Annotated in this window: 24 protein-coding genes and 1 other RNA gene; 21 read left to right on the top strand and 4 right to left on the bottom strand. The window is 27.7% G+C overall.

Features of this window, described 5'->3' with window-relative positions; translation table 11 throughout:
- Nucleotides 1-44: 44 nt before the first annotated feature.
- The gene (locus JW646_RS07125; RefSeq protein ID WP_228417069.1) at nucleotides 45-2,282 is read right to left on the bottom strand and encodes an SH3 domain-containing protein; all 2,238 of its coding nucleotides are present in this window, start codon (nucleotides 2,280-2,282) and stop codon (nucleotides 45-47) included.
- Between the two features lie 307 nt (nucleotides 2,283-2,589).
- Between JW646_RS07125 and JW646_RS07120 the strand changes: the two genes are divergently transcribed.
- The 10 genes from JW646_RS07120 to JW646_RS07075 all read left to right on the top strand — a co-directional run bounded on the left by JW646_RS07120 (nucleotide 2,590) and on the right by JW646_RS07075 (nucleotide 13,347).
- Complete coding sequence (locus tag JW646_RS07120; protein ID WP_148557115.1) at nucleotides 2,590-3,357, top strand: ABC transporter ATP-binding protein; 768 nt, start codon at nucleotides 2,590-2,592, stop codon at nucleotides 3,355-3,357.
- The gene (locus JW646_RS07115) at nucleotides 3,347-5,344 is read left to right on the top strand and encodes an ABC transporter permease (RefSeq protein ID WP_228417067.1); all 1,998 of its coding nucleotides are present in this window, start codon (nucleotides 3,347-3,349) and stop codon (nucleotides 5,342-5,344) included. Before JW646_RS07120 ends, JW646_RS07115 begins: the two co-directional genes overlap by 11 nt.
- Before the next feature lie 134 nt (nucleotides 5,345-5,478).
- Nucleotides 5,479-6,150, top strand: a complete 672-nt coding sequence (locus tag JW646_RS07110; protein ID WP_228417065.1) for a response regulator transcription factor — start codon at nucleotides 5,479-5,481, stop codon at nucleotides 6,148-6,150.
- Complete coding sequence (locus JW646_RS07105; protein WP_228417063.1) at nucleotides 6,147-7,160, top strand: sensor histidine kinase; 1,014 nt, start codon at nucleotides 6,147-6,149, stop codon at nucleotides 7,158-7,160. Before JW646_RS07110 ends, JW646_RS07105 begins: the two co-directional genes overlap by 4 nt.
- A 186-nt stretch (nucleotides 7,161-7,346) precedes the next feature.
- Entirely contained in the window at nucleotides 7,347-8,288 is a 942-nt protein-coding gene (locus tag JW646_RS07100) for an ABC transporter permease (RefSeq protein ID WP_228417062.1), read from the top strand.
- Nucleotides 8,278-9,189 (top strand): ABC transporter permease, encoded by a 912-nt coding sequence (locus JW646_RS07095; protein WP_228417061.1) that lies wholly within the window; start codon nucleotides 8,278-8,280, stop codon nucleotides 9,187-9,189. Before JW646_RS07100 ends, JW646_RS07095 begins: the two co-directional genes overlap by 11 nt.
- An 18-nt stretch (nucleotides 9,190-9,207) precedes the next feature.
- Nucleotides 9,208-10,011 (top strand): ABC transporter ATP-binding protein, encoded by an 804-nt coding sequence (locus JW646_RS07090; RefSeq protein ID WP_228417059.1) that lies wholly within the window; start codon nucleotides 9,208-9,210, stop codon nucleotides 10,009-10,011.
- Nucleotides 9,989-10,747, top strand: a complete 759-nt coding sequence (locus tag JW646_RS07085; RefSeq protein WP_228417057.1) for an ABC transporter ATP-binding protein — start codon at nucleotides 9,989-9,991, stop codon at nucleotides 10,745-10,747. The genes JW646_RS07090 and JW646_RS07085 overlap by 23 nt, the downstream gene beginning before the upstream one ends.
- Nucleotides 10,748-10,842: 95 nt before the next feature.
- Nucleotides 10,843-12,432: an ABC transporter substrate-binding protein gene (locus JW646_RS07080; protein WP_228417055.1), complete on the top strand. Its 1,590-nt coding sequence runs from the start codon at nucleotides 10,843-10,845 to the stop codon at nucleotides 12,430-12,432.
- Nucleotides 12,433-12,513: 81 nt separating this feature from the next.
- Nucleotides 12,514-13,347, top strand: a complete 834-nt coding sequence (locus JW646_RS07075; protein WP_228417053.1) for a class I SAM-dependent methyltransferase — start codon at nucleotides 12,514-12,516, stop codon at nucleotides 13,345-13,347.
- A gap of 59 nt (nucleotides 13,348-13,406) precedes the next feature.
- Here JW646_RS07075 and ytaF read toward each other — a convergent pair whose 3' ends face one another.
- On the bottom strand, nucleotides 13,407-14,057 hold the full coding sequence (gene ytaF / locus JW646_RS07070; RefSeq protein WP_074919499.1) for a sporulation membrane protein YtaF: 651 nt from the start codon (nucleotides 14,055-14,057) through the stop codon (nucleotides 13,407-13,409).
- 163 nt (nucleotides 14,058-14,220) lie between these two features.
- Here ytaF and JW646_RS07065 point away from each other — a divergent pair, with 163 nt between their 5' ends.
- From JW646_RS07065 to JW646_RS07030, 8 genes are all read left to right on the top strand, one after another.
- The gene (locus JW646_RS07065) at nucleotides 14,221-15,117 is read left to right on the top strand and encodes a potassium channel family protein (protein ID WP_228417051.1); all 897 of its coding nucleotides are present in this window, start codon (nucleotides 14,221-14,223) and stop codon (nucleotides 15,115-15,117) included.
- A 58-nt stretch (nucleotides 15,118-15,175) separates the two neighbouring features.
- Nucleotides 15,176-15,829: a DUF998 domain-containing protein gene (locus tag JW646_RS07060; RefSeq protein ID WP_228417050.1), complete on the top strand. Its 654-nt coding sequence runs from the start codon at nucleotides 15,176-15,178 to the stop codon at nucleotides 15,827-15,829.
- An 88-nt stretch (nucleotides 15,830-15,917) separates the two neighbouring features.
- Nucleotides 15,918-16,379 (top strand): SsrA-binding protein SmpB, encoded by a 462-nt coding sequence (gene smpB / locus JW646_RS07055; protein WP_074919497.1) that lies wholly within the window; start codon nucleotides 15,918-15,920, stop codon nucleotides 16,377-16,379.
- 231 nt (nucleotides 16,380-16,610) lie between these two features.
- Nucleotides 16,611-16,960: a transfer-messenger RNA gene (ssrA, locus tag JW646_RS07050) on the top strand.
- Nucleotides 16,961-17,213: 253 nt separating this feature from the next.
- Nucleotides 17,214-17,450, top strand: a complete 237-nt coding sequence (locus tag JW646_RS07045; protein ID WP_228417049.1) for a hypothetical protein — start codon at nucleotides 17,214-17,216, stop codon at nucleotides 17,448-17,450.
- Nucleotides 17,440-18,051: a hypothetical protein gene (locus tag JW646_RS07040; RefSeq protein WP_228417048.1), complete on the top strand. Its 612-nt coding sequence runs from the start codon at nucleotides 17,440-17,442 to the stop codon at nucleotides 18,049-18,051. Before JW646_RS07045 ends, JW646_RS07040 begins: the two co-directional genes overlap by 11 nt.
- On the top strand, nucleotides 18,048-18,278 hold the full coding sequence (locus JW646_RS07035) for an ABC-three component system middle component 6 (protein ID WP_228417047.1): 231 nt from the start codon (nucleotides 18,048-18,050) through the stop codon (nucleotides 18,276-18,278). Before JW646_RS07040 ends, JW646_RS07035 begins: the two co-directional genes overlap by 4 nt.
- On the top strand, nucleotides 18,269-19,972 hold the full coding sequence (locus JW646_RS07030; protein ID WP_228417046.1) for a DUF2326 domain-containing protein: 1,704 nt from the start codon (nucleotides 18,269-18,271) through the stop codon (nucleotides 19,970-19,972). Before JW646_RS07035 ends, JW646_RS07030 begins: the two co-directional genes overlap by 10 nt.
- A gap of 123 nt (nucleotides 19,973-20,095) precedes the next feature.
- Here JW646_RS07030 and JW646_RS07025 read toward each other — a convergent pair whose 3' ends face one another.
- Nucleotides 20,096-21,268: a tyrosine-type recombinase/integrase gene (locus JW646_RS07025; protein ID WP_228417045.1), complete on the bottom strand. Its 1,173-nt coding sequence runs from the start codon at nucleotides 21,266-21,268 to the stop codon at nucleotides 20,096-20,098.
- A 29-nt stretch (nucleotides 21,269-21,297) separates the two neighbouring features.
- The gene (locus tag JW646_RS07020; RefSeq protein WP_228417044.1) at nucleotides 21,298-21,840 is read right to left on the bottom strand and encodes a helix-turn-helix domain-containing protein; all 543 of its coding nucleotides are present in this window, start codon (nucleotides 21,838-21,840) and stop codon (nucleotides 21,298-21,300) included.
- A 174-nt stretch (nucleotides 21,841-22,014) separates the two neighbouring features.
- Here JW646_RS07020 and JW646_RS07015 point away from each other — a divergent pair, with 174 nt between their 5' ends.
- The 3 genes from JW646_RS07015 to JW646_RS07005 all read left to right on the top strand — a co-directional run bounded on the left by JW646_RS07015 (nucleotide 22,015) and on the right by JW646_RS07005 (nucleotide 26,672).
- A complete protein-coding gene (locus JW646_RS07015) occupies nucleotides 22,015-22,317 on the top strand; it encodes a helix-turn-helix domain-containing protein (RefSeq protein ID WP_228417043.1) in 303 nt (100 codons plus the stop codon).
- A gap of 44 nt (nucleotides 22,318-22,361) precedes the next feature.
- On the top strand, nucleotides 22,362-23,273 hold the full coding sequence (locus JW646_RS07010) for a hypothetical protein (protein ID WP_228417042.1): 912 nt from the start codon (nucleotides 22,362-22,364) through the stop codon (nucleotides 23,271-23,273).
- 1,362 nt (nucleotides 23,274-24,635) lie between these two features.
- Nucleotides 24,636-26,672, top strand: a complete 2,037-nt coding sequence (locus JW646_RS07005; protein ID WP_228417041.1) for a leucine-rich repeat domain-containing protein — start codon at nucleotides 24,636-24,638, stop codon at nucleotides 26,670-26,672.
- Nucleotides 26,673-26,852: the final 180 nt, after the last annotated feature.

Here is a 26,852-nt window from a genome sequence, read left to right as displayed (position 1 = left end):
ATATAAGTGATCACTTATATAGGGTATTTATATATTTAATGTAATTATATTTTCATATAACTTCCAACCACATATCCAGTATAACTTTTATACTTAACTTTATACCATCCAGATGATAGCTTACTAACAATCTCAACAGTAGTGTTTTTAGGAATAGTAGTTATAATATTAGAAGAAGTAGAAGCACTTTTTCTAAGGTTGAGATTAGCAGAAGTAACACCTTTATTTGAAGAAGATGTATTAGAATTACTGCCATTTAATTTAACATAATCTTTAGAAACATATCCAGTATTACCTTTGTACTTAACCTTATACCACTTAGAGTTAGACTTACTAACAATCTCGATAGTAGTATTTTTAGGAATAGTAGCTATAATACTAGAAGAAGTAGAAGCACTTTTTCTAAAGTTAACATTTGCAGAAGTAACACCTTTTTCAGAAGAAGGTGTACTAGGAGTTTCATTATTACTACTACTGCCGTTTAATTTAACATAGTCCTTAGAAACATATCCAGTATTACCTTTGTACTTAACCTTATACCACTTAGAGTTAGACTTACTAACAATCTCGATAGTAGTATTTTTAGGAATAGTAGCTATAATACTAGAAGAAGTAGAAGCACTTTTTCTAAGGTTAAGGTTAGCAGTAGTAGCTCCTTTTTCAGAAGAAGAAGGAGGAGTATTATCATCACTGCCACTACCATTTAACTTCACATAGTCCTTAGAAACATATCCAGTATTACCTTTGTATTTAACCTTATACCAACCAGAAGTGGATTTATCAATAACCTCAACAGTAGTATTTTTAGGAATAGTTTCTATAATACTAGAAGAAGTAGAAGCACTTTTTCTAAGGTTAAGGTTAGCAGTAGTAGTTCCTTTCTCAGAAGAAGAAGGAGGAGGAGTATTATCATCACTGCCACTACCATTCAGCTTGACATAGTCCTTAGAAACATAGCCAGTATTACCTTTGTATTTAACCTTATACCAACCAGAAGTAGATTTATCAACAACTTCAACAGTAGTATTTTTAGGAATAGTTTCTATAATACTAGAAGAAGTAGAAGCACTTTTTCTAAAGTTAACATTGGCAGTAGTGACACCTTGATTTTCAGAAGGTGTACTTGGCTCTTCACTACCTGAGCTACCACCAAAAGTTTTCAAGCAAGTGTAATTCATATCTACATATCCACTTATACCAGGCACAGAACCTTTTTCTGAGTATTGCCACATGGAATAGGGCTTTCCGAAAGTATTAGTTGAAGAATATTGAGCCACCCACATATTATTAGAACTAATAAGGTCGGAAGTAAAGTATGTGCTACTAAAATCTTTATTAGTATATATACCTGAAGTATATCCTTTTGACTCAACTTGATTAAGAAATGAAGTGGCCATTCTAGAGGCTAGATCCCTTGTTACTTTTACGCCATTGTTATTTGCATATCTGACACTATCATATTCAAAATCGAAGAAGACTGGGTATGTAACGCTACTCTTATAAGGTGATATAGCATTTAAGCATGCTTGAGCTTCAATAGCAGCATTATTTGGAGTAGTGGCATAACTAAACCAGTACACACCTATTTTAAGTCCAACACTTTTTGCACCCTCAATATAAGTTTTGAATTTTGGGTCTATAGTAGATGTTCCATATCCACCCCTTATAATAACGTAATCAACACCAGAATTTTTTACACTTCTCCAATTTATGTTTCCGTTCCATTTACTTACATCTATGCCTTTTTCAATTGGGTTTAACCTTAAATAAGATGCTTGTACATATCCTTGTTTACCTTTGAAATCAACTTTGTACCAATCACTGCTTTTACCTAGTATTTCAACAGTTTCATTAATTCTTAATGTACCAATTACACCATTTGAAGTTGATGGTCCACTTCTTACACTTAGAGAACTTGTTGTTACACTTCCGCTACCTATAGCCTTTGAGTTAGACAAAGTTGCCTTTTGAGGAGAAAGAGCACTCCTATTAGACATAAAAGCTTGAGTAGACATAGAAGATCTAGAAGTAGTTTCTCCCATGCTACCCATACTATAAGTTTTGTTTGCTTTAGGGTCTGGTTGATACTTAGGTGATTCTTTGGTATCTTTGTTTTGAGAATTTGAACCTACTTTTATTTGGAAATCATCATCTGATAAAATAGTAACGTCCATATCTGATTTTGATTTAATTGAATCTGCATTTGCTATTGTCATTAGATTTTGAGAAGTTATAACAATACCTAAGGACACGGCTAAAAGAGATTTGTCTTTTTTATTCATATTAATATTTCCCCCTTTCGTTTAAAATAAATTACCATAAATGTAAAATATATATATAAAATATATAATAAAAGTATATGGTTTTGTCTAAATAGTTCAAAAGTTAACTTTTTATTTTTGTACCTATTTTATTTTACGGATGTTTTAGGTATTATTTTAGCGAATAACTATATTTTATAGATTGTATACTTTATATTTTCTACATTACAAAAACGTAATGATAATGAAATATACATACATATTTAAAAAAACAAAAGGTGTATATAATAAAAGACATGAAAGATAAATCGAGGAGGGTTACTAAAGGATGAAAAATATATTAAATGTTGAAAAAATAGAAAAATACTATGGAAATAAAGATAATGTTACAAAAGCCATAGACAATATAAGTTTTAAAGTTAATGAAGGAGAATTTGTTGGAATAATGGGGCCTAGTGGAAGTGGTAAAACAACACTTCTTAACTGTATCTCAACAATAGATACTGTTACAACAGGAAGCATAATAATAAATGATAAAGATATTACAAGATTAAAGTCTAAAAACTTAGATACGTTTAGACAAAACGAATTAGGATTCATATTCCAAGACTTTAACTTATTAGATACATTAACTGCTTATGAAAATATAGCATTGGCGTTAACAATAAAAGGAGAAAAAACTTCTGAAATAGATGGAAAAATAAAAGAGGTAGCAAAATATTTAGAAATTGAAAAAATATTAAACAAATACCCTTACCAAATGTCTGGTGGACAAAAACAAAGGGTAGCATCTGCTAGAGCAATAGTTACAGATCCATCATTAATACTTGCAGATGAACCAACAGGAGCACTTGACTCAAAATCTGCAAGACTATTATTAGAAAGACTAGAAAGTCTTAATCAAGAGTTAAATGCAACTATATTGATGGTTACTCATGATGCTTTTACAGCAAGTTACGCTCACAGAATTTTATTTATAAAGGACGGAAAAATTTTCACAGAATTAGTAAGAGGCAAAGATTCAAGAAAAGAGTTCTTTAATAGAATAATGGAAGTTATTACTCTAATAGGAGGGGATGACAATAATGTATTCTAAGATAGCATTTAAAAATGTTAGGAAAAGTTTTAAAGACTATAGCATATACTTTTTAACTTTAACACTGGCAGTTTGTATATTTTATAGTTTTAACTCTATTGAATCTCAAAAAGCCATGGTGGAAATTTCTTCATCTAGTGCAAACTTTATAGATACTCTTACTAGATTAATTTCAGGAGTATCAATATTTATAGCATTTATTTTAGGTAGTTTAATTCTTTATGCTAATAATTTCTTAATAAAAAAGAGAAACAAAGAGCTTGGAATTTACATGACCCTTGGTATGTCAAAAAATAAAATTTCTAAAATATTAATATTAGAAACAGTAATTGTAGGTGTATTTTCACTTATAAGTGGGTTAATTATAGGTCTTATAGCATCACAAGGATTATCAGTACTTGTAGCTAAACTATTTGACTTTAAAATGTCTGGTTATAGTTTTATAATTTCAATGCCAGCAATAATAAAAACAATTATATACTTTGGGATAATGTTTGTTCTTGTTATGCTATTTAACTCTTTTGTAATATCAAAATATAAAATAATAGATTTACTAACAGTAGGAAGAAAGACACAAGAAATAAAATTCAAAAATCCATTTGTATATTTAATTACGTTTATTTTATGTATTGCTTCTTTAGGAACTGCATATAAGCTAGTTTTAGATGTAGGACTAAACATAACAGACTCTAGATTCCTTATATCTATAGGGCTTGGTATAGTTGGAACAGTTTTATTCTTCTTCTCTTTAGCTGGATTTATTTTATATGTGGTTAAAAAGAATAAAAACGTATATTTCAAAGGTTTAAATATATTTGTTGTAAAACAAATTAACAGTAAGGTAAATACAAACTTTATATCTATGTCAGTAATTTGTCTAATGTTATTTTTAACAATAGGAGTATTATCAACAGGATTTAGTTTGAAAAATGCCATAGAATCAGGACTTAAAGGGGCTACACCATTTGACGCTACTGGACAGATGTATGTGAATGAAGGCGACAAAATGAAAGATATAAAAAAATCTTTTGATTCTATGGGAATTAAATTAGGAAAAGATGACAAAGTAGTTTATTACAATGAATATATTGATAAAACATTAATATCAGATGTTATACCTTTAAATAAAGATGTTAAAGAAATAAATCCTGAAGTATCATATGTGAAAATTTCAGATTACAATAACATTAGAAAATTGAATAATGAAGATCCAATAAATTTAAAAGAAAATGAAGTATTAATAATGTCAAACTTTTCAAAAATGGTTCCTTCCATAGAAAAATATATGGAAAGTAATGATACTATTAAAATAAAAGGAAAAGAATACAATATAAAAGATAAAGAAATAATAAAAGAAAACTTACAAACATCATATATGCAAAATAATCTTTTTACTATAGTGGTAAATGACAATCTTTGTAATAACAAAGCTATATCTTCAAGCAATGTAAATATAAATTTTGCAAAAGATAATGCACAACAAGGTGAAGAAAAGTTTTTAAAGGCTTTGGATAAATATAATGGTTCAAATGTAGATTATGGCAAAGTAGGATATGTACGAGGATATACTAGAGACTCTATTTATAAAGAAAGTAAAGGGATAACAACTACAATATTATTCATAGGAATTTATATAGGAATAGTATTTTTAATCAGTAGTATGGCAGTTCTTGCACTTCAACAATTAAGTGAGGCAAGTGATAGTATAGAAAGATATGTATCATTAAAAAGACTGGGAGCAAGTACAAAGAGCATAAACAAAACAATATTTGTGCAAACTCTTGTTTACTTTAGTATACCTGTGGGACTAGCTTTAGTTCATTCAGTTGTAGGTATACAAGTAGCAAATACATTTATTTCAATGTACAATCAGCCAGATATTGGAGGATCATCTCTTGTAACAGCAGGAATATTCTTTATTGTATATGCAATTTACTTCTATATAACTTATAGTGGATACAAAAACATAGTAAAAAATAATATATAAATCTAAAAAAATCTATTTGAAGTAAAAAAATCTACTTTGAATAGATTTTTTGGTATAATTATACAAATAATAAATAATGAGAAATTTATATATTTGTATAAAATAAGTATATAAACTAAGGAGGGATAAAACCTATGGAAAAAATAATAATTATTGAAGATGAAGAAATAATTAGAGAAGAACTGAAAAACTTCTTAGGTAGATATGGATATGAAGTAGTAGCACCTACATCTTTTGACAATGTGGTGGAATTTATTATACAGGAAAATGCCAACTTAGTTTTGCTAGATATAAATTTACCAGTTTATGATGGATATTACATATGCAGAGAAGTGAGAAAAGAATCTGATGTACCTATAATAATTGTAACAAGTAGAGATAGTGACATGGACGAGCTTATGAGTATGAACTTAGGAGCAGACGATTTTGTTACAAAGCCTTATAATACACAAATATTACTGGCAAGAATATCAGCATTACTAAAAAGAAGTGGGTCAATAGCAGCAAGTAGCAGCATTTTAACATATGGAGACTTTCAACTAAATCTATCAAATGCAACTATTACCTACAATAATAAAGAAATAGAACTTACTAAAAATGAGGTAAAAATACTTTCATATTTAATAAATCACAAGGGAGAAATAGTATCTAGAGAATTACTAATGGAGTACTTGTGGAGCACGGACTATTTTGTAGATGATAGTACTTTGACTGTGAATGTAACAAGACTTCGTAAAAAATTAGAAGAGATAGGAATAGAAAACGTAATAGAAACAAGAAGAGGATTGGGGTATATAATGCCATGAAAATGATTGATTACATAAAAGATAAGGTACTTTTTTTAGCTGTAAATCTAATGTTTTTTATACTGATTTCATTGTTTATGGGTTTTGCTAAGGCTGCTCCAGTTATAGTTTTTCTTTTATTTTGTATATGGTTTTTCCCATTAATAACGTATATGTTGCTGGAGTATATAAAATATAGAAAGTACTTTAAAAATATAGAAACTACTTTGGAAAACTTAGACAGGAAGTATTTATTGCCTGAAGTAATAGATGATGCAAACTTTATGGTAGGAGAAAAAGTAAACGATATCTTAAAAGAACTAAGTAGAGATATGCATGAAAATGTTAAGTACTATAAAAACATTCAAGAAGAATACAGAGAATACATAGAAATATGGGTTCATGAAATTAAAACACCAATAGCATCTTCAAAACTATTAATAGAAAACAATAATAATGAAATCACAAGAAAAATTAATATACAAATGGATAGAATAGAAAACTTTGTGGAACAAGTTTTATATTATTCAAGAAGTGACGAAGTAGGCAAGGATTATATTATAAAGAAAATAGAATTATCTCAAGTTATAAAAAATGTAATTAAAAAAAATCAAAGAGATTTTATAAGCAAAAGAATAAGCTTACAACTAGATGATATTAATGAAATTATTTATTCTGATACAAAATGGGTTGAGTTTATATTAAATCAAATAGTAGGAAATGCTATTAAATACTCAAAAGGAAAAGAAGATAAAATAACAATTAAAGCTAAAAAACTGGGAAGTTCAGTAGTGCTAACAGTGCAAGATAACGGTGTTGGAATTGTTGAACAAGATATAAATAGAGTGTTTGAAAAAGGATTTACAGGAGAAAATGGTAGGAAGTTTGGAAAGAGTACAGGTATAGGTCTGTATTTATGCAAAAAACTATGTGTGAAACTTGGACTAGGTTTGCAGATAGATTCTAATATAAATGAAGGCACAAAAGTAAGCATAATTTTCCCAAAAACTGAAAACTTAGTAGAAAAATAATAAAAGTTATCTAAGAATTAATTCATAAAGAAAAATTTGAAAAGATTCCACGTTTATTGACGATAAAAAGTACCCATGCTACAATTACTAATAAAGATAAACAAGGAAAATTAATATCTGAAGATATTAAAAAGGTCAGAAGGCTTTGCTTTCTGATCTTTTTTTGTGCAAATTTAGGGGGTTGGAATGATTAAATTTTTTATAAAGAAATTAAGATATATGATTTTAATACTTATAGGTGTATCAATACTAACATTCTCCCTAGGAAGGTTAGCTCCTGGTGATCCAGTGCAAAGTATTTTGGCAGATATTGATAAGCCTTTAACTGAGGAAGTTATTGATGATGCAAGGGAGAAAATGGGTTTAAATAAAAGCATTCCACAGCAGTATTTTATATGGTTAAGTGGAATTTTGAAGGGGGATTTTGGAACATGTATTAAGTCAGGTCAGAAAGTCACTTATGAAATTTCAAGAAGAATTGGACCTACTATAGAGCTTACTTTAGCTTCTACTATAATTATGCTTCTTATATCATTTCCTCTAGGAATATTATCAGCTATATTTAAAGACAGAATTCCAGATAGAATTATTAAATTCCTTAATACGGTAAATATATCTTTTCCCACATTTTGTATAGGAATAATACTTATTTTAGTATTAGGAGTTAGAATGAAGTTGTTTCCAGTTATGGGTAGAGAGGGACTAAAAAGCTTAGTCTTGCCATCTCTTACTTTGGGAATTTCTATGAGTGGAGGACTAATTAGACTTATTAGAAATGAGCTACTAAAAAACATGGAAAAGGATTATGTGCAAACTGCAGTTGTTCTTGGAGTAAAAAAAACTAGTGTAGTTATAAATAATGTTATTTTGAACTCTATGACTGCTATTGTAACTAATGTAGGTCTTTATATAGGGGCATTACTTGGAGGATCTACTATAATTGAGAACTTATTTGGATGGCCAGGCCTTGGAAATTTTATGATCCAGTCTATTTATAATAGGGATTATGCGGTTATTCAGGCCTATGCAATTTTCATGGCAGTTATTTATGTGGTTATAAATATGTTGGTGGATATGATTTGTTATAATTTAAATCCTAAAATGAAAGGAGATTCTTATGGAAAATAGTGAATGCCTTTCAAATAAAAAAGAAGATAACCTGGATAATATAAAAGTTAATTCTCATAAATTGGCTAAGATAAACAAGTTAAGAAATCAGTATAGATTCAAAAATATGTTATTTATAATAGGGATAGTTCTTGTAACTCTTATTGTGATTATTTGTGTAGGTGCACCACTTATATCTCCCAATGACCCACTAAAAGTAGATTTGGGAAAAGCTTTTCTGAGTTCTACTAATAAATATCCTCTAGGAACTGATCAGATGGGAAGATGTATTTTGTCTAGAATTTTATATGGAGGAAGAACTTCTATATTTATTGCATTGTTATCTTTGTCCTTAACTGTAACCATAGGAACATTTATTGGAATTTTATCAGCTGTATCACCCAAAATAGTAGATAGTTTTTTTATGGGTATTTGTGAGATCACCTTAGCATTTCCAGGGATACTTTTAGCTATTGTTATTGTAGGTTTTTTAGGGCCTTCTATTGTAAATGTAATGGTGGCTATTTCCTTTGTTTCTTGGGCAAAGTATGCCAGGGTAAGTAGAAATTTAGTACTTTCTATTAGAGAGTCTGGTTTTATTAAGGCAGCAAAGGTTTGTGGTACAAGTCATCTTAACATTATAAGATATCATATTATTCCTAATATATTTTCTACTATTTTAACTATTATGGTGACAGACATTGGTTCAACTATACTTAGACTAGCAACCCTATCATTTATTGGTCTAGGGGCTCAACATCCTACTCCTGAGTGGGGAGTAATGATTAATGAGGCTAGAGAGTATATTGACTATGCTCCAAATATGATAGTTTATCCAATTATTATGATTTTCTTAACGGTGGCATCTTTCAACCTAATTGGAGACAGCTTAAGAGATAGGTATGATGGAGATACCTATTAAATTAAGGGGGTTATAGCCATGGCTATTTTAGAAGTAAGAAATTTAAATATTGATTATATTAGTGTAAAAGGTGTTGATTATAGTATATCGGACATTAATTTTAAACTGGAAGAGTCAAAAGCAATAGGAATTATAGGTGAGAGTGGTTGTGGAAAGAGTACTATAGCCAAATGTATTTTAAATATACTTCCCCAAAATGTATATACTCAGGGAGAAGTTTTATTGGACGGAGTTAATATTTTAAATATTAGCGAAAAAGAAATGGAAAATATTAGAGGAAGTCAAATATCCATGATATTTCAGGAACCTATGCAAGCACTAAATCCTATCAGAAGAATCAAAAATCAGTTTTATGATTTGCTTTATACATATAGAAAAATAAATGGAAAAGTCAAAACCCATAATCTTATTGTAAGCAGACTGGAAGATGTTAATTTAAAGGATATTGATAAGATACTAAATAGTTACCCCTTTGAATTAAGTGGAGGTATGGCCCAAAGAGTTATGATAGCAATGGCTCTAATAAAAAATCCAAGGGTATTAATCGCCGATGAACCTACTTCTTCTATTGATGCTATTAATAGAAAAGAAATACTAAATGAAATAAAAAATTTGAAGGATCTATCTGTAGTAATTATTTCTCACAACTTAAGTGAAGTTTATGATATGTGTGATGAGATATTAGTCATGAAGGATGGAGTAGTTGTGGAGCAAGGATATACTAAGGATATTTTCCAAAATCCTAATCATGAGTATACTAAATTACTATTACAAAATGAAGGGATAAGTAAAAGAAGCTATGAAAAAAGAGTGTCTTGTTAAAATTGAAAATTTATATAAGAGCTATGAAAAACATGACAGATTCAAAATTCATAAAAAAGAAGTATTAGCAGGAATAAATATTAATATACAAAAGGAAGAAATTTTTGGACTAGTTGGAGAAAGTGGTTGTGGAAAGAGTACTATTTGCAACTTGATACTAGGTCTTGATAAGTGTGATAGGGGAAAAATTATCTTTGATAATGTGGATATAACTAATATGAAGGAAAAAGATATGAGGCCTATTAGAAAAAACCTGCAAGCAGTATTTCAAGATAGCAAGTCGTCATTGAATCCGAAGATGAAGGTTTATGATATTTTAAATGAACCATTGAAAAATTATAATTTGGAAAACTCACATAGGATAAAGGAGTTAGTAGAACTAGTTGGTTTAGACGAAAATAGTTTAAAAAAATATCCACATGAGTTTAGTGGAGGTCAAAGACAACGAATTTCTATTGCTAGAAGTCTTGCTTTAAATCCAAAATTTATTATTTTAGACGAGTCTACATCAAATTTAGACACTATAACTTTAAACAGGATTTTGGAATTGCTTAAAGATTTAAAAAGGATGTTTTCCATGACTTATCTTGTAGTATCCCATGATATAGATATTATAAAAAAATTCTGTGATAGGGTGGCTATTATGGAAGATGGAAAGATTGTAGAAGTTTTACAAAAGGATGATATGGAAAATGCAAAACATCCTTATACAAGAAAGCTACTACATATAATGTAGATTATAAAAGTGGATTTACTATATATAATTAAGAATAAATTTGTTGTATTATATGTAGTTTTATACAAAATATTATTTAAAAAGGGGAAGAGGTTATGAAATTTAAAAAATTATCATCCATGATGATGGTAGCAATTTTATCAGTAGGCCTGTTAAGTGGGTGCTCTAATTCATCAGGCAAAGATAATGAGACTTCTAGTGGAGGAAGTGATAAGCCAAAGGTACTAACAATAGCAACAGGCAGAAGTTTCTATCAAGGGGAAGGAACAGATATTTTTGTCCATGGATCTACTAATGTGTGGGAGAGTTTAGTCAAACTTCAAGATGACATGACACCAGCTTGTGACTTAGCTGAATCTATTGAACCATCTGAAGACTATATGAGCTGGACTATTAAAGTCAAAAAGGGGATTAAGTTTCATGATGGAACTGAACTTAATGCAAAAGCTGTAAAATACAATTTGGATAGACTATATCATTTTAGTGATGTTGATAAAAAGTATGATAAAAAAACTGAAAATGTAGACGATTATGGAAAAATTAAAAGTATAGAATTAGTAGATGATTATACAGTTAAAGTAACTCATAAAGAACCAACAGTAGACTTTATGGCAAGACTTTCATATGCTGCTGGAGCTATGTTTAGTTTAGAGTCGTTTAATGATGATGGACAAATTGTAAAGCCTTATGGGACAGGTCCTTTTAAATTAAAAGATTATGATGAAACTAGTGATGTTTTAACTTTAGAAAAATTTGCTGACTATAGAAATGGTAAAGCTAAATTAGATGAAGTTGTTTTCAAAAAAATAGAAGATGCTTCAACTAGATTATCAGCACTTCAAACAGGTGAAATTGACGTAGTAGCAGATGTAGGGGCAATTATGCCACAACAAGCTGATAAAGTTAAGTCAGATGATAAATTAGAACTAAAAGAACAATTAGTTACTACTACTCATTATATGAACCTAAATAAAAGCAAAGGCAAATTATTTAACAATAATGATTTAGCACAAGCAGTAAGCTATGCAGTAAGTTCAGAGTCAATTGTAAAGGATTTGTTACAAGGATATGGAAAAGAAGCAAAAAGTGTTATAACTTCTGTTAGTAAAAAATATTCAAAAGACTGTGGATATGAATATAATATGGACAAAGCTAAAGAATTAAAAGAAAAATCTATTGGTGATAAAAAAGAAAGTATAGATATTATAATAAATTCAGCATTAACTGGTCGTTGGCCTTATGAAAATGTTGCCATGTTAATTCAGTCTCAACTAGAAAAAATAGATATAAAATCTAATATAGAAGTAGTAGATGCAGCAGTATGGTCTGAAAGATTAAAAAAAGGTGATTATGACATGACTTTAGCTCCTTATACAATTTCAACTGGAGAGCCATCTTTCTATTTTGAGCCACATATGAAATCTGATGGAGCTATAAATGTAAGTAGAAGCTATGGATACAAAAACAGCAAAACTGATAAACTTATAGCTAAGGCAGCTACTGAAACAGATGAGCAAAAAAGAGTTAAGGATTATCAAGAGTTACAAGAGATAGCAAGAAAAGAAGGACCTACTATTCCTCTTTGGGAAGATGTTACTTTATATGCAGTGAACAAAAAAGTTAAAGATTTCAACTTGAATTTGCTATTCTGGTCAGATCTATCTGTAGTAGATATTGAGAAATAATGTTTTAAGGAGTTGGGGCATAAGTTGTTATGCTCAACTCCTTTTTACTATTAAAAAAATTATGTTGGAGGAGAAATTCATATGGATGATTTAAACTATTGGAAAGATAAATGGATAGAAGCTGGTAGGGACTATATTTTAAATAAAAAAACAACTAAAGAAACTATAGCAGTTTGGGATGAAAGTTCAAAGACTTATGATGAAACTGTTAGCAATAGTAGAATTAATATTATTTATAAATTAAAGGAAGATTACATAAATGAAAATAGTATAGTTCTTGATTTAGGATGTGGAACGGGAGCCTATTCTATGGAATTGAGCAAAATATGCAAAGAAGTTCATGCTATGGATTATTCTGATGGTATGCTGAATATCCTAAAAGCAAAAATATCTGAAAATAATATTAAAAATATAAAAGTAATAAAAAATGATTGGAATAACTTAGACTTAAAAGCAGAAGGTATGGACAAAAAATATGATTTTGTAATTTCTAGTCTTAATCCAGGTTGCTATAACCCTTCTAGTTTAATGAAGATAAATGAAGCGTCTAAAGGAGGGTGTTGTTATATAGGGACAGATGGAAAAGGACAAAATAAACTTTTAAACAAGGCTGATGAGGAGATTTTAGGAGAGAGGATTAAAGGGTGTGACATTAGTAATATAATTTATCCTTTTAATATATTATACTTTAGCGGATATAATCCAAGTGTATTTTATATTCCTTGTAATTGGGAAGGAAGAAATACTTATGAAAAAGGAGTTAGCAAGTTAATAAATAGATATAAGGATTTAATAGAAATCAATTATAATGTAGAGGAAAAAATTAAACACTTTGTAAAATCTCATATGGATGGAGATTTGTTTATAGATAAAAGTGAAAATAATTTGGGAATTATATTATGGAGAACTATATAGAAACAAAACACCCCAATTGTTAGAAGTATTGTCAAACAACTGGGGTATCATATAAATTTTTATTTTAATTTTAAAAAAGCTAACAAAATAAGAGTTACTCCGCTTAACCATGAAAGATTAAGTTCACTTTTCTGTGCAACTTTGTTACCTAAAAAGCAACCAAGCAATACAGCAACCATATTTATTACAAGTGAAAATATTATAATTTCCACATAATTTGTTACCATAAGCCCTGTACTAAAACCAGCTGCCAGACCATCAAGAGAAAGAGCCACTGCCAAAGAAAAAGACTCCTTAGGAGAAAGTTCGTAAGAATGATCCACGTCTGCCTCTGTGCCATCTAAGCAAACCCTAAGAAAAAACTTAAAATCAAATAGTTTAAATGATAAATCACGACTTAGAGTGCCACTTTTAATTAGAATAGCTTTCAAAGTACTATCAAATAATTTAGCCATGCCTAACATTAATAACACTGTAACACATATGCTAGTTGTAAAAGCGCTAGGAATATATTTGCTTATAATACTACCCATAAAAAGGGCAATAGCCAAAATAGTAGAGCAGACTAAGTTAATTGTCATAGCTGATTTAAAGGGAATTTTTATTTTACTTGTTCCATAAGCAAAACTTGCCACAAATGCGTCCATGGAAAGGGCAGAAACAAGCAAAACTGCATCTAGTGTGGATAAGGAATTTAGTGCATGAAACATAGATGACCCCCTATTTTTATAGATTAGAAAATCACAAAGTAATACGTCAAAAGCAAATGATTGCTTTGTATTAACAATATATTGTAAAAGGAGTACTTATGTTACAATTTAAGATAGAAATATAAATGAACACTATCATCACAGATGTTTAATGGAGGAAGAAATGGTCAGAGTAGCTTTTTTACTTATTACTTTATTAGCAATAATAGTTGTAACTTACAAAAGAATAAGTCAAAAACAGTTTCAAAGTGGAAAGAAACTAATTAAGGAAATAAACAATCAATATAGGGCATTATTTAAAGAAAGAAGTTCAACATTCAAAATAGGTCAATCAATAACCGTATTATTCTCACAAGGATTTTTGATATTTGCCATAGTAATAGGAGTATTCAGATTACTACCTGAAGATCTGGACAATAGCTACAATATTACTTTAAAAATCTTATCTATAGTCATGACTTTTATATTTATGTATTTTGTTGTGGGGTATTTGTTACTATCTATTTCAAGAGTATACAAATATCTATATAAAATTGAAGATAAGAACACAAAAACAGATTTATTAATAAGCTATTTCATAATAAGTATGTATATGACAATTTTAATAATATTTCCCGAGCAATTTGGCGAAAACTATAAAATAGGATTGATAGGAGTAGGAATAAGTTATTTATTAACACTAAAAGTTTTACTAAATATAATAAGAAGCCCTAAAATTATAAAATATCATGAACATGACACAGAATTGGATTACATAGACGAAAATGAACGCCATAGAAATATTACTACAATTTCAGGCATAATCTTGATTATGGTGATTTTAAGTTTGGGACTGGCTGTATGTTTTGTTAGTAACAGCAGCGTGGGAGCTTATAGTAACAACCCAAGTTATTTTGATTTATTTTACTACACAGTAATTACCTTTGCCACAATAGGTTATGGAGACATAAGCCCTGTTTCAACTGGAGCGAAACTAATGGCAGTAATTATTTCAATAACAAGTATATTATGTCTTACAATATTTTTATCTTCAGTAATGTCTTATAAAAACGAAGAATAGATTTTATATAAATAACTTATATAAAAGAAGGGTTATTTATGAAAAAGGGGGATTTTTCATGGAAGAAAATAAAAGTTTGAGCAGCAAAGGGAAGATAGAAAAATATCTTATGCCACTGGGCATGATTGGTGTTGTATTTTATATGGCTCATACTATACTTGGGAATATATTGTGGTCAGAATATAACCCTATAACTATGGATATTAGTTCATTAACTGCAGATGGCGCGCCAAACCAAGATCTACTTAGAATTTTCACAACTATTTATGGAGTGTGCATGATTTTATTTATTATAGGAATGATTGTCAAATCAAATAGAAAATATAATCTGGCAACACGTACAGGATATGTGATTCTTTTGGGAATGGAAGTAATATCATTATTTGGATATGCAGCATTTCCACTTGTGGGAGACAAAACAGTAATGAACTCCCAAAATATAATGCATTTGGCAGTTACTGTTGCCGTAGTTGCAACAACCATAACATCAGCATTTATTTTAGCTTATGGTTATATTGCACAGGAGAAAATGAAAGAACTGGGTAATTTTATTTTAATAATGGCAATAATAATAACGTTATGTGGAATGATGAACCCAATTTCCATGAAAATAGGACTGAATATGCTAGGACTAACAGAAAGACTAGTTATCTATTCATTGCAAATTTTAATATTTGTTCTATCTTTTTATTACACAAAATGTGATAAATAGAAAGAATTAGCAATAATCTTGAGATTTTTTTCATCATATGATATACTAATGCTTATTAAAATGAAATAATAATAAAGAAGGTGAGAGTATGGCAGTAGGAGAAAAAACATTAGCTACAAACAAAAAAGCTAGACATGAATATTTCATAGAAGACACTTACGAATGTGGAATAGAATTAAAAGGAACAGAAGTTAAATCAATCAGAGCAGGGAAAGTCAACTTAAAAGAAGGCTTCGCATCTGTAGATAACTCTGAAGTTTTTCTAAAACAAGTTCATATAAGTCCATACGACCAAGGGAACTCTTTTTACAAAGCAGATCCTCTTAGAGTTAGAAAATTATTACTTCATAAATACGAAATCAGAAAGCTAATAGGGGCCACTACTATAAAAGGTTACTCTTTAGTTCCACTGAGAATGTATCTGAAAAATGGTAAGGTAAAACTTGAGCTAGGTTTAGCAAAAGGTAAAAAACTTTATGACAAACGTCAAGACCTTGCTAAGAAAGATGCACAAAGAAGAATAGAAAGAGAAATGACTGGTAAATACTAAGAAGATTAGTAAATTAATTCTAGTTGATTTTTATCTTAAAAAGATATATATTATATATACAGTACAGCTAGTTAATAGCAGATGCTGCTAAAGGGGGTAACAAAAATGTTACTACCTTGTAAAAATAGTAAATAAGGGTGTAACAATTTTGTGTACCCCTTCATATAAAATTTAATATTGAATTGGTGAAAGTTTGCAAATTGAGCAGTCTCAATGACTTTAAACTCCTATGGGGGTGTAAAGGTTTCGACGTGGGTTCGGAACTTGGGGCAGCGTGTCGTGTTACTCTGGGTCACGTAAAAACTGGGGAACTTAAAACAAACGCAAACGATAATTACGCTTTAGCAGCTTAATGCTGCTTGTCCCGCCTGAGCCCTCCTGCCGGCTAGGCCTGGACATCATTTATGCAGGGAACTACTATTAGGGTGTCTCGACTATTAGTGGATTAATTGGGACTGGCCAAAGCTAGAGTTTGTCACTGGACGCTAGCTAAGGCGAGATACTAAAACAGCTGACTACACACGTAGACGCAACGAGGAAAAAGCTTGCGGACAGGGGTTCGACTCCCCTCATCTCCACCAATACGTAATAATAAAGAAACAAGATGTTAGAACTGCTATGTTATAATACATAGCAGTTCTATTTTTATTTCGCAAATAATTGATATTACTCCAACTATACCCCAACTATACCCCAACTATTAACTATATTAAAAATATAAAGTAAAAATATAGAATATATTACCAAATGAAATGTTAAAAAATGTTAAAGTTGATGATATAATTAGTGTAGAATATTACAAAATAAAAAGAAATAGTGATTTAGGGGGGTATGATGAAGATAGAATTAATAATAAGTTTAGTATCTATGGTAGCAACAGTTGGATCATTCTATATAGCTTTAAAAGCAAAATCAGATGTGAAGAAATTAGAACAAAAAATTATTAGGATAGAAAATAATTTTGCTAATCAGATATATAGAAGTAGTAATAATACTAACAATACTAATTATGGTACTAATAGTGGAGTAATGTCAGGAAATGTTACAGGAGGCGTATCAATTGGTAAGTAATTATGGTGCTAATAGTGGAGTAATCGCTAATGAAATTAACGGATCAGTAGTTGTTAAAGTGGATAATGGTATAACAAAATTGCCTGCAATAATGCCTAAATTTATAGAAGTCTTAGCAGAATTAGTAGATGAAAAAGATGAGTACATCGTAAATGGAAGTGTAGAAAATATTTATGAGACTTATGAGATTGATAAAAAGATAGATTATAATAAGTTGTCTGTATATAAAGAAATTGTTGATGAATATGGAGAATACCATTATGTATGTAATACAGCGCTTGAAAATGTAAATCAAGCGTATAAAAGTGGAAAAAAGAAAATATTAAGAGAAATTTCAGAAATGTATAAGTCTGAAAGAAGATTTTTATTAGCTAATAGTAAAAGTGAAGCAGAGGCAATAGAGATAATAAGGGTTAATGCAGATAGTATAATAGATAAAATAAAACAGACATTAATAAATAAAACAAGAATATTATATAATCAGGAGAACTTATTGGAAGAAGACTTAAATTATTGTGCTAGCATATTTGTGTGTTACTGCTTTGTTGAGTGTAAAATTTTAGAAAAACCTCCCAAGTTTTATGAGGAGAATTTAGGATGATATTATTTGAAAATGAAGATCCGAGAGTAAGTATATATTATGTATCAGCAATAGTTATAGCAATATTAAATAAATGTGAAGAAATAGAATTTGATTTATTATATGAAGAAATAGAAAAACAGACAGATTATAAAATAAATGTTGATGATTTATATTATAGCCTAGATTGGTTATATTTATTGTCATTGGTAGATGTAGGAAATAATAAGGTGAGATTATGTTTATAAAAGAACTTATTGTACAAAAAACAAGGCCACAGAAAGAAATTATAAGGAAAATAGAATTTAAATTAAAAGGTTTAAATTTAATTGTAGATGATACCGAGGATATACCTGATCAAACAGGTAATAGCGTAGGGAAAACAACAGTTATAAAAATAATTGATTTATGTCTAGGAGCAAGTAAAGTTAATAATTTATATAGAGATAAAGATACTAAAACAGAAAATACAGAAGTAAAAAATTTATTAGAACAATTTAAAGTTGAAGCAGATTTAATTTTAACAGATGGAGAGAATGATTTTAAAGTTACGAGAGCACTTTATAGCAGAGGGAAAAGAAAAATAAATGATGAAGTGCTAACTGAAGACGAATATGCATTGCAGTTAAAAAAAATTATATTCAATTCAATGGAGGATAAGCCTACATTAAGACAGCTGATACCTAGATTTGTAAGGATTGAAGAGAAGCAGTTAGATAATATAATTAACTATTTAACCATGACAAGTAATGAAACCTATGAGCTAATAAATTTATTTTTATTAAAAGTAGAAGATGAAAAACTATTAAGTGAAAAAAATGTATTAGAAGAAGAATTAAGACGTTTAAATAATAAATTTTATATGCTTATGAAAGATGAAAATATTTCATCATTAGACTTTTTAAATCAAAGAAAAAGCATAGTTGAAAAAGATCTAAATAAATTAACAAAACAAAGATCAAAAATTGATTATGTAGAAATATATAAAGAAGAAATTAATAAAAAGTCTCAGATTTTAGAAGAAATAGAACTATTAAATAGTGAAATAGAGTTACTGAATTTTAAGAAAAAAATGATAAATAAAAGTATATCAGAACTTGAAAGCGAAAAATTCAATATTGATGTATCAAAAATAAATGAGATATATAGACAAGCTAAAATATATAATAGTAATTTAGAAAAAACATTTGATGATGTTGTTAACTTTCATAATTCAATGATAGAAAATAGGGTGAAGTTCATAAAAATAAACTTAAAATCTGTCGAAAAAATTATTTCAGAAAAGTTAATATGCCGTGATATATTAATATCAGAAAAATTAAAAATAAGCTTGGATATTATAGATGAAGGATTGCTAGGAAAATTAGAAAAAATTAATATGGATATAGATGTATTAAATGTTGAAAAGGGAGAGATCTTAAAGTCAATAAAAATACTAGAAGACATAAATAAAAAAATTTTAAAGTTAAAGGGTGAAATAGAAGATATCGATAATGCAATGATACAAAATACAGAAGATGAAAAATTTGCAAAATTTAATGAGTATTTTGTTGAATATTCTAGTATGTTATACAATGAAAAATATATATTTGTACATAATAAAAATTGGAGAAATGTAAAAAATGAAGGTCCATTTACAGTTGGAAACTTAAAAGGAAGTTTAGGTACTGGTAAAAAGAGAGGGCTAATAATGGCATTTGACTTGGCGTATTTGAAGTATACTGATTATTATGATATTAAAGCACCTAAATTTATTATACATGATAGATTAGAAAACACACATATTAATCAATTAAGAACAATTTTTGAGTTATGTTCACATATAAATGGACAATATATTGTACCTATATTAAGAGAAAGAGTATCTTCTATTGATGTAGACATAATAGAAGAATCAAAAGTTTTGGAGTTGGGAGAAAACAATAAATTTTTTAGAATATGATACTAATTGAAGTATGTATTTTTATTATTATATACGGGCTATAAATATAATTAGTAAAAGAGTCTGTTAAGTTTTATTTTTATAAAAACATATTAATCAAATATTAAAAATAGGAAGCTAGCATTAGCTTCCTATTTTTAATATTTGATTAAGTTGTTCTACTGCTTCAACCTTTTGATTTTCCATAACATGAGTATAAATATCCATTGTAATAGAAATATCATAATGTCCCATTAACATTTGCACAATTTTAGGACTTACATTAACTTCAAATAATCTAGTGGCATAAGTATGTCTAAGAGCATGGAACTTTATAGGCTCAATATTTAATTTTTTTAGTATAGATTTAAGGTTTCTACCTGGTTTTTTATCATCAATAGGATATCCTATTTCATTTGTAAATACATAGTCATTGTCTGAGTATAAACTTCCGGATAGTAGCTTAGATTCATTTTGTAGGCTTTTATGTAGTTTAAGTTTTTTTATAACATCATCTGGAAGAGGTATAGTTCTAGATGAATTTTTACTTTTAGGTGTTTGCTCAATTATTTTACTATGTCTATTACCTTCTCTTGTAATTTCAGTTATTCTTTGTAGAGATCTATTTACTTTAAGATTTTTTTCAGTAAAGTCGATATCTTGCCACTTAAGTCCCAGTAATTCTCCAAGTCTAAGACCAGTACCTAAAGCTAGTAGAAATAAAGTTTCAAGAGGATGACCTTTTATAGCTTCAACAAACAAATCTTGTTCTTCTTTAGTAAGTACTTTGATTTCTTTGGCATTTCTGTCTTTGGGAAGAGTAACAAGTTTACACCAATTTTTTTGAATATAGCCTTGTTTTTCAGCTTCTGTAAGACAAGTTTTTAGTTTTGTATTTAAAGATTTTATAGTAGATGTAGGTTTATTATCCACATCAAGTAATTTATTATAATATCTTTGAATATGACTAGAATTTAAGTCTGTTAATTTAACTCTACCTATATCTGAATTTAATATGTAGTTTCTATAAATACCTTCATATCTTTGAAAGCTTTTTTCTTTTAAATCTCTTTTACGAAAATCCCAAAGCCAAGTATAAAACCATTCTTCTAGCGTGATTTTATCATTAGTAGGTATTATTCCATTGCTAATTAACTTTTTATATTCATCTAACTTTTTCTTTACTTCTTTTTGAGTTTTACCATAGAATTCTTTTCTGACAGGCTTACCACTGTTATCGTATCCTACCATTAGACGAGATCTCCAACCATTTTTATATTTACTTATAGAACCTTCACCATTTGCTCTTTTTGACATAAAATATATCCCTCCTAGTAAAAATATATTTATTTAATAAAGTTAATAAAATCTAACTCATTCTTTGTGTTCCAAAGAATCCTTTTGTATAATAATTCAAACTGTTCTAAGGATAATTCGTATAAAGTTTTATTGTTATCATTTTTTAATTGTATAAAATATGAATTATTTTTATTAATTACTGATAGTGAAATATTAAGGTCATTAAATATTTGTTTTGTTTTTTTTATATTTTCTAATTTAAATTTTATTTCTTCAGGTATATTAGAAAATTTATCAGAGTCATTTAATATTAATTCATCAGAATTATGATTAAACAAATTATTAATAAAGGTATCGTTTAGGTATAATGTATTATTAATATCAGTTATATTCTTAGTATCATCTACTAAATAAGATGGTGATATATTAAATAAGTTTGATAGTTGATTTATTACATCTATAGGTGGAACTATAGATTGAGATTCGTACTTCCTTATAGTTATAGTAGATTTATTTATTTTATCTGCTAATTCTTTTTGGGTAAGTTTATTTTTCACTCTTAAATTTCTTATTTTTTCTCCAATATTCATATTAATCTCCTTGAAATTTTGTTGACAGATATTTAAAATATCCATATAATATATCGTATACATATTTTAAGTAACTGTCAAGCGATATTGTATATATCTTTATAAAGTCTAGCGAATTTATTAATACGACATAATGTGATATGACAAAATTAATAATATAAAGGGGGAAATATAATGGGCTTTGCGAAAATAGACATGGAAACAATTGAAGAATTTAAAGAAATAATTGGGAATTTAAGTGGTAATAATGCAAAAAATAATATTTTAGAAGTAGATAAATTTAAAAGAGATAAAGCAACATTGATAACTTGCAAAGAAGCAGCTAAGCTATATCCAATAGGGGAAGCTAAATTTCGTCAGTTATGTCATTCAAAATGTAAAAATTTTCCTTATTTAAAAATTGGATGTAGGATATATATAGTTAAAGAAAAATTGGATAAGTGGTTTATTGAAAATGCCAATGGAATAGAAATATAAATTTTAAATAATTAAAGAGTATTTATTATTAGGGAGAAACTTACATGGAGAAAATGATTAATGGATACAATTTATGTTTTACAGATGAGGTTATAAAAGAACATTGTAAAATAATAAATGAAAGGATAGTTAGATATTATAAGCTTAGAGATATGTATTGTGACTATATAGAAATAATACATGATAAAAATATGTTAACTATTACAGTAAGTTATGAATATGGAGGATATTACAATAGAACAATAAATGAGCTAACTCAAAAATTTTGTAGTGTAGGTAAAGTAAGTATAGATAAATATAATGCTAATATAATACATATTGACTTAGATGTAATAAAAATATATTTATTAAATTCAAAGAGAGTATTTTCTTACTTAAAGATAAATGAATGCGATAGTAAAGAAGAGATATATTCAGATATAGAATATATTTTAGCATTAGGAATAGATAAAAATAATATAATATTCGATATAGAAAAGAGTAGAGAACATTTATATGAATTAATATCAAATATAAATAGGAATGATTTGATTATAATAAATAATATAGTGAAAGGCTTTGATGATGAACTAGAGGTATTGGATTTGATCCATATAGCATATAATAAAAAATTTACTTTAATAGTGGAAGACTATGTTTTTGATATAAATACAGATATAAACCCACAATGCATTTGCGAAAAGATAAAGGCAGTTCAAGAATTGTATATATCAAAAAAGAAATCTTTAAAAATAAAAAAAGGTATGGAATGTAGTAAGAATTATAATACTAGTATTGGTAGACCGAAAAGTAATATTTCAACAATACCAGAAACATTTCTAGAAAATTACAAATTACTAATACAAGGTAAAATAAATATGTCACAACTAGCTCAAATAAGTGGAATATCAAGACCAACAGCTTATAAATATAAAAACTTAATAGAATCATATAATTATTCATTATATGAAGTTTAATATGATGAAATAAGGAATGAAATAGAACTATATGCCAAGCTAGTTGCAAATAAAAATATTGGAAATATATATGGGATAGGTTTATTATTAGCATTCATATTGCAAAGTATATTATGGTTTATATATGCTAAGTTAACTAACGATACGTTTGCAATTGGTGTAGGGGAATTTGTTATTCCTCTAATTATTTAGTTAACTAATATTTATTTCAAGAAGAAGAAAAAAGATTTATCAGTTGTAATTATAAAAGAAGAATGTAAGAGATATCATATTATAAATTGAAGTTAATAGAATATACTTTAATGAAAATTGAAAATAATAAAAAGATAAGTAATATACTAAAAGTAATATCTAGTATGTCAAGAGAATTCATATAAGGATTTAGGTGATTACGTATAACTAATAGAATTTTTAGAAGATATATAATTATTAAAAAACGGAATACTATAAGGTTTAGTAGAAGAATATAGTGATGAAGTATGCATTATTGAAAATGGAGATGTACATAATTCGAGACTATACATCGCAGCATCAGATTATAATACTATGATAATTACAAGAAATGAAGTGACTGATGAATTATTAAAATAAGCATTAATACTGACGAGTATTGATGCTTATTCTTATTTATGAGAAATGTTTTTAGGTAAAGAAGTCCAATGATATAGAGTAGACCCTACGGAATAGATTTTATGAAGTTGTTTTAGACCTGTGAAATTATTTGAATTTTATTTAGATACTTTTTCAGTGGCCTCGCATTTTAGATTTAGTTTTTTATTTAAATTAAATATATAATTATAAGTACTGTGGAAAATGATGGCATAATTAATAATAATCTAAAGATCAAATTAAATAGAAATATATGATGTATAACAAAAAATTACAAAAAATAAAATTCTTAACTATATTAGTCATATATAAATATAGTTAAGAGAATGAAGAATGTATTATTAAAATACTTTAAACTAGTTTATTTTATTATTATCTAAAAATAGATAAACGTATATTATGTAGTTTATAAAAATATTAATATGGCTATGATTTTGTTAAATTACTTTATTTTTTATATTTATGATTGACGAATAAAATTATTGAAATAAATACCTATAATGCATATACTTTAAATATAGCTAAATAGTAAATATATCCAAAATACGCCATAGTGATAAAGAGTTAATATGGATTTTTTTATTTATTAAAATAGATAATGCTAAACAAGGGTCATTTAAATAGTTCTCGTTTAGATTAGTAAAAATAGATTATGATACAACTAAAACAGAAAGATATGAATTAAATACTTAGGAATATAAGGGATTATATATAATTATAGATTTATCGTATACAAGGAGGAATGAAACTATTATGGGATTTTTTTCCACATTATTTGGTTCGCAAGAAAAATATATAGAAGATTTTTTAGGGGTAGTGTATACACGTATTTCAAGGGAATTTAATATACCTAGTGGTGTAACCATAATTAGTAATAATGATTTTACTGGGTTTCCTAGCAGTAAGTCTGGTAAGTTAAGACTTTATGCAGATCATAATGAGGATGATAACTTAGAGCGCATTTTTATATCAGATACAGTAAAAAAAATAGAAGATAATCCTTTCTGTTCTTGCTATAAATTGAAAAAAATAGAAATTGATGATGATAATAAACACTTTATGGTTAATAATGACGTACTATTTACAAAACCATTATCCAAATTGATATCATATCCAAAAAACAAGGAATGTAGTAACTATTCAGTACCTAAAGGGGTAAATGCTATTGGAGATGGAGCTTTTAGTCAATGTATTAAATTAAGAAATATTGATTTACCCAATTCATTAGTATCTATTGAAAAATATGCATTTTTTGGTTGTATTAACATTAATAAAATTAATATTCCTAATTATGTAACGCATATAGGTGAATATACATTTTACAAATGTGATAATTTAGAGAATATAAATTTATCAAATAGATTAGAAGTGATTCAAGATTACGCATTTAAAGAATGTAAAAAATTAACTAATATTATTATACCTAAAGGTATTAAACAATTAGGAAAATATACATTTAGTGAAAATAAAAATTTATTATATGTAAAAATATCAGAAGGCTTAAGAGATCTAGAAGAAGGAGTTTTTTATCGTTGTTACAAACTTAAAGATGTACTATTACCTGATACATTAATGAGTATAGGTTCATATACTTTTTATCAATGTAAAAATATTGAAAAGATAGTATTACCTAAAGATTTAACTAAGATAGGGGATAGGGCCTTTGAAGAGTGTTATAAATTAAAAGACATTAACATACCTAAAAGTTTGAATGAAATTGGACGCAATGCTTTTAGAAATTGTAAAAGCTTAACAAGTATTAGTATATCTAACAGTATTAAAGTGATATATTCACGTACATTTGAAGGATGTGTTAACTTAGCGAATATTGTTATACCTAATAGTGTTACAGAGATATATTCTTATGCATTTAAAGATTGCAAACGTTTTACGAGTATTACTATACCTAGTAGTGTTACAGAGATACATTCCTATGCATTTGAAGGATGTGTTAACTTAACAGAGATCATTATTCCTAAAAGTGTAATTAGTATTAAAGATCATACATTTGACGAATGTGAAAATTTAACTATATATGGATATAAAGATTCTTGTGCACAGGAGTTCGCTAGAAAGGATCAAATACCATTTGAGGTTATTAAAGAAGAGTTAAATCAAAATAAATTTAAATTTGATAACAGTAATGAAGACTTAGAAATGTTAGGATATAACTTATATAACAGTATTGAGAGTGGTAACAATGTTTTAAAAAATAGTGTAGAAAATAATTTAGATAAAAATATGTATATTGTATTCACAAATTATACTGATTTGTATCCTAGGTTTTTAGAAAGATATAACTTAAAAACACGCTGTATAAATGATAATAGTAAAGCTACTGCGGTATTTTTACTGATATTGGGGCATGTTTTTGCAGACTCGAATAAGGCTATTAGTGAATGTGTATACTCAAAATTAATAGAATTTGCAGAATACAATATAGGTTTTGGAGATTTAGTGAAATGTACTCACTATACGCAGGAATTAATAGGAATGAGTGATAGTTTTTATAATGCATTATTGGACTATATTGCATCAGCTTTAAGAATTGAAAGGCAAGAAGAAAAAAAAGATAAAAGTATGTCTTCTACAATAATGGATATAGTTGGATATAATGAAGAAAGTAGGATAAAAATAATAGCTCAACAATGGATAGGAGTTTTTTATGGTGATAAAGTAATGAGTGATTTTCAAATGAATTCATTTATTATAGCTTGCAATGATGCAAATGTTAACTCAAAAGATGTTGTTAACAAAATTAATGAAATGTTTGAAAATGGTTATTATTAAAAGCTATATAGTAGTAATTTTAATAATGCATCCTTCTATATGATATTAAGTTAAAGTCAATTTTTATAATTATATATTATATAAATAATTACAGGTATATAACTTGTGGTTAAAAGACTATAGAGAGATCTATAGTCTTTTTATTTAGCTGAATTATGAAAGCATATAAAAATAAAATAT

This window comes from Terrisporobacter hibernicus, assembly GCF_020809405.1.
GTDB lineage: Bacteria > Bacillota > Clostridia > Peptostreptococcales > Peptostreptococcaceae > Terrisporobacter > Terrisporobacter petrolearius.
Note: the sequence above shows the minus strand (reverse complement) of the source record. Positions and strands in the feature narration are given on the sequence as shown.

What these genes read in the sequence shown, in the direction of transcription:
- JW646_RS07095 (WP_228417061.1), top strand. Translation starts at nt 8,278, where the DNA reads ATGGAAAATAGTGAATGCCTTTCAAATAAAAAAGAAGATAACCTGGAT.
- JW646_RS07030 (WP_228417046.1), top strand. Translation starts at nt 18,269, where the DNA reads ATGTTTATAAAAGAACTTATTGTACAAAAAACAAGGCCACAGAAAGAA.
- JW646_RS07125 (WP_228417069.1), bottom strand. Translation starts at nt 2,282, where the DNA reads ATGAATAAAAAAGACAAATCTCTTTTAGCCGTGTCCTTAGGTATTGTT.
- JW646_RS07105 (WP_228417063.1), top strand. Translation starts at nt 6,147, where the DNA reads ATGAAAATGATTGATTACATAAAAGATAAGGTACTTTTTTTAGCTGTA.
- JW646_RS07075 (WP_228417053.1), top strand. Translation starts at nt 12,514, where the DNA reads ATGGATGATTTAAACTATTGGAAAGATAAATGGATAGAAGCTGGTAGG.
- JW646_RS07025 (WP_228417045.1), bottom strand. Translation starts at nt 21,268, where the DNA reads ATGTCAAAAAGAGCAAATGGTGAAGGTTCTATAAGTAAATATAAAAAT.
- JW646_RS07120 (WP_148557115.1), top strand. Translation starts at nt 2,590, where the DNA reads ATGAAAAATATATTAAATGTTGAAAAAATAGAAAAATACTATGGAAAT.
- JW646_RS07005 (WP_228417041.1), top strand. Translation starts at nt 24,636, where the DNA reads ATGGGATTTTTTTCCACATTATTTGGTTCGCAAGAAAAATATATAGAA.
- smpB (WP_074919497.1), top strand. Translation starts at nt 15,918, where the DNA reads ATGGCAGTAGGAGAAAAAACATTAGCTACAAACAAAAAAGCTAGACAT.
- JW646_RS07115 (WP_228417067.1), top strand. Translation starts at nt 3,347, where the DNA reads ATGTATTCTAAGATAGCATTTAAAAATGTTAGGAAAAGTTTTAAAGAC.
- JW646_RS07100 (WP_228417062.1), top strand. Translation starts at nt 7,347, where the DNA reads ATGATTAAATTTTTTATAAAGAAATTAAGATATATGATTTTAATACTT.
- JW646_RS07015 (WP_228417043.1), top strand. Translation starts at nt 22,015, where the DNA reads ATGGGCTTTGCGAAAATAGACATGGAAACAATTGAAGAATTTAAAGAA.
- ytaF (WP_074919499.1), bottom strand. Translation starts at nt 14,057, where the DNA reads ATGTTTCATGCACTAAATTCCTTATCCACACTAGATGCAGTTTTGCTT.
- JW646_RS07045 (WP_228417049.1), top strand. Translation starts at nt 17,214, where the DNA reads ATGAAGATAGAATTAATAATAAGTTTAGTATCTATGGTAGCAACAGTT.
- JW646_RS07085 (WP_228417057.1), top strand. Translation starts at nt 9,989, where the DNA reads ATGAAAAAAGAGTGTCTTGTTAAAATTGAAAATTTATATAAGAGCTAT.
- JW646_RS07080 (WP_228417055.1), top strand. Translation starts at nt 10,843, where the DNA reads ATGAAATTTAAAAAATTATCATCCATGATGATGGTAGCAATTTTATCA.
- JW646_RS07010 (WP_228417042.1), top strand. Translation starts at nt 22,362, where the DNA reads ATGGAGAAAATGATTAATGGATACAATTTATGTTTTACAGATGAGGTT.
- JW646_RS07020 (WP_228417044.1), bottom strand. Translation starts at nt 21,840, where the DNA reads ATGAATATTGGAGAAAAAATAAGAAATTTAAGAGTGAAAAATAAACTT.
- JW646_RS07090 (WP_228417059.1), top strand. Translation starts at nt 9,208, where the DNA reads ATGGCTATTTTAGAAGTAAGAAATTTAAATATTGATTATATTAGTGTA.
- JW646_RS07065 (WP_228417051.1), top strand. Translation starts at nt 14,221, where the DNA reads ATGGTCAGAGTAGCTTTTTTACTTATTACTTTATTAGCAATAATAGTT.
- JW646_RS07060 (WP_228417050.1), top strand. Translation starts at nt 15,176, where the DNA reads ATGGAAGAAAATAAAAGTTTGAGCAGCAAAGGGAAGATAGAAAAATAT.
- JW646_RS07110 (WP_228417065.1), top strand. Translation starts at nt 5,479, where the DNA reads ATGGAAAAAATAATAATTATTGAAGATGAAGAAATAATTAGAGAAGAA.
- JW646_RS07035 (WP_228417047.1), top strand. Translation starts at nt 18,048, where the DNA reads ATGATATTATTTGAAAATGAAGATCCGAGAGTAAGTATATATTATGTA.